At 63.1% G+C, this 3,352-nt stretch carries 1 protein-coding gene; it reads left to right on the top strand.

Features of this window, described 5'->3' with window-relative positions; all coding sequences use genetic code 11:
• Positions 1 to 143: 143 nt before the first annotated feature.
• Positions 144 to 3,352 (top strand): RHS repeat protein (locus CSQ89_RS20575; RefSeq protein ID WP_143747114.1); only part of this gene is annotated, 3,209 nt, incomplete at its 3' end.

The following is a 3,352-nucleotide window of genomic DNA, read 5'->3' as shown; positions in this document are numbered from 1 at the left end:
GGGCGAGCCAACAATGATGCCGCCAATTATTTTTAAACATTTCTATCGCTCACCCTAAACACTGGCGATTGCCATCCGGACATATTCGTCGACTAACGCCGCTATCGAAATAGCGGCTCGTTTTTTTCGGGGAATGGGTAGAGATGGTAGCCATCGTTGCAGGGCAGGATACGGGTTTGTTTCACGGCAGTCTGGCACCACGCTGGGGGGCCGGGCAGTCAGCCAAGACAGTCGGGCAGGCCGGCGAAGGCGTGTTCGTCAATGTCGCCCACGGCAATCTGGTCTTGCAACGCCGTGATGAGCTGCTGATCGGCCGCGGCGTGGACGCCGATGTCCTGCGTACCTACAACAGCCAGGCCAAACTCACCGACGACAATGGCGATGCCTGGTGGCTCGGCGGCTATCGTCTGCTGCGCAACCTCACCGGCACCGTCAATACCGCCGGCAGTACGATTGAGCACGTCAGTGCCGATGGCAGTGTGCAGACCTTTGCCTACGCAAACGGCCGCTATACCAGCACCCAGGGTGATGGTGCCCACGACAGCCTGAGCTGGGACGGCAGCGCCTGGACCTGGACGGATGGCAACAGCCGGATGCAGGAACGCTATGCGGCAGATGGGGCGGTCTACCGTCTCAATCAGGTCAAAGACCCCGCCGGCAATGCGATTGCCTACACCTTCAGCAATGGCCTGCTGACCAGCGCCACCCTCGCCAATGGGGATAAGGTCGATTACGTCTATGCCGGGCGTAATCTCAGCCAAGAGAAGATCACCCGCGCCGACGGCACGGCCTTGGGCCGTACCCACTACCAATACGACAGCGCCAATCGCCTCAGCGAAGTCCGCATCGACCTCAGCCCGGACGACAACAGCATCGCCGATGGCAAGGTGTATACGGTCAACTACACCTACGATGGTGCCAGTCAACGCTTGGCGGGCTTGACCCAGACCGATGGCAGCACCCTCAGCTTCACCTATCAGGAAGTCAGTGCCGGCGACTTCCGTATCGCCAGCGTCACCGACGGCCTCGGTCAGGTCACCCGCTTTGCTTACGACACCGCCCAACGCATCACCACGGTCACCGATCCGCTTGGCTATGCCACCCGCTATACCTGCGACACCCAGGGGCGCTTTACCCAGATCGACGGCCCGCAGGTGGACGGACGTAGCCAAAGCTTGCGCTACGCCTACGATGCTGACGGCAACCTGCGCCAGACCACCGATGCCCTGGGTAACAGCGTCACTTACACCTACGACGCCAACGGCAATCAGTTAAGCCAGCAGGACAGCGCCGGGGTACGCATTGATCGGCGTTACAACGCCCAAAATCAACTGATCGCCGAGACCACCTACCGCCAGGTCGACCCGGATGGCGCGGGGGCGGCCCAGGCCAGCGGCGCGCAGACCACCCGCTATGTGTATGACGACAAACAGAACCTGCGTTTCGTCCTCTCCCCCACCGGCCGGGTCACCGAATACCGTTACGATGGCTTTGGCCAACGCAGCAGCCAGCTGGCGTACAGCCAGGCCGTGTACGACATCAGTGCCCTCGGTATTGACGCTACGCCAACCCTGGCGCAACTGAGCACCTGGGCCACAGCGCAGACCAATAACCAAGTCAGCCGTGAAGACTATGCCTATGATGGCCGCGGTGGTTTACAAACCACCACCCGCTTCGGCAGTGTCAATGCGCAAGGTGTGGGTATTGCGACCGATGCCACCATCACTCGCCACACCTACGACCTGTCGGGCCGGGTGCTGACTCAACTGGACGTCGCCACCGGCCGCCAGCAAACCCATGGTTACGATGGCCTGGGTCGGCTGCTCAGCACCTTGGACAGCGCCACCCCGGCGACCACCGTCACCCGCCAGTACGATGATGCCGGCAAGCGGCTGACGCTGACCCAGGTCAACGGCCGTATCGACACCCAAAGCTACGATAGCGCCGGACAGCTGATTGGCGTGATCCAAGCCGGCCTCGCCCCCATCAGCTACCGCTATGACGCCAATGGCAACAAGATTGCCGAAGTGGATGGTGACGGCAAGGTCACGCGCAAGGTGTATGACGGCAACGGTCGGCTGCGCTACACGGTGTCGCCGCTCGGTGTGGTCACGGAGCAGCGTTACGACGCGTTGGGCCGGGTCAGCCAGACTGTGGTTTACGCCAGCCCGATCAACATGGCGGATACCGCCAGCCTGCTCGGCCCGTTGACCCCGACCACCTTCGCCACCCGCCTCACGACCAGCGCAGACGACCGCAGCAGTTGGCAGTTCCATGACCAAGCTGGCCGCTTGGCGAAGAAGGTCGATGCCGAAGGCTATGTCACCAGCCTGAACTACGATGGCGCGGGTCGCCTGCTGAGCGAAACCCACCACGCCACACCGACGGCCACCGCACTGCAAGCCACGTTGACGGCCGAATCTGTCATCGTGGTGGCGGATACCGCCAAAGACCGCACCACCCGCTACTTCTACGATGCTGACGGCAAGCAAACCGGGGTAGTGGATGCGGCAGGCTTTCTGACGGTGCACGACTACGATGGTGCCGGAAGATTGGTCCATACGGTACGCCATGCCAATGCCACCCCGGCCAATCTACGCCAGACCGGCGAACTCGCTGCGCTGACCCCCGCTGCGCATGCGCAAGACCAGCACAGTTGGTTCGTCTACGACAGCCAGGACCGCCTGGTGGGCAGCATCGACCCCGAGGGTTATCTGACCGAAGTGCGCTATGACGCCGCCGGCCGCAAGGTCAGTGAGACGCGCTATGCCAACTTGGCCCAGCCCGCGCCCGCCGTGGGGGGCATCCGCCCGACCCTGGCCGCCTTGCGCCCAGCCGCCCATGCCGAAGACCGCAGCACCCTGTACAGCTACACCGCCCGCGGTGAGATCGACACCGAGACCGCTGCCGATGGCACGCTCACCCGGTATACCTATAACGCTGCAGGTCAGTTGCTGCGCAAGACCACCGCCGCCAATGACGCGGCACAGCAACGCAGCCTCCTCACCGATTACGACAACCTGGGCCGCGTCACGCGCGAATTGAGTGCCCAGGGCGTGCTGTTGACCGAGCAGGACAACGCCGAGGCGCAAGCCGAACGCCAGCGCTTGGGTTACCCCACCGCCCTGGCCAGCCTGAGCCCGGCGCAAAAGACCGCCCTGCAAGCGGCCCACGCCACCACTTACGCTTACGACACCGCCGGCCGCCGTATCAACAGTACCGATGCACGCGGCAACACCACCCGCCATTACTACGATGCCGCCGGCCAGCTGCGTTACACCGTCAATGCGCTGGGTGAAGTGCGCCAGCTGGATTACACCGCGTTTGGGGAAGTCTGCCGCACGACGGTCTA

It is taken from the genome of Chitinimonas sp. BJB300 (assembly GCF_002735695.1).
In the GTDB taxonomy this organism is placed as follows: domain Bacteria; phylum Pseudomonadota; class Gammaproteobacteria; order Burkholderiales; family Chitinimonadaceae; genus Chitinimonas.
The sequence above is the reverse complement of the archived record's forward strand: the minus strand, read 5'-3'. Positions and strand labels throughout refer to the sequence as shown.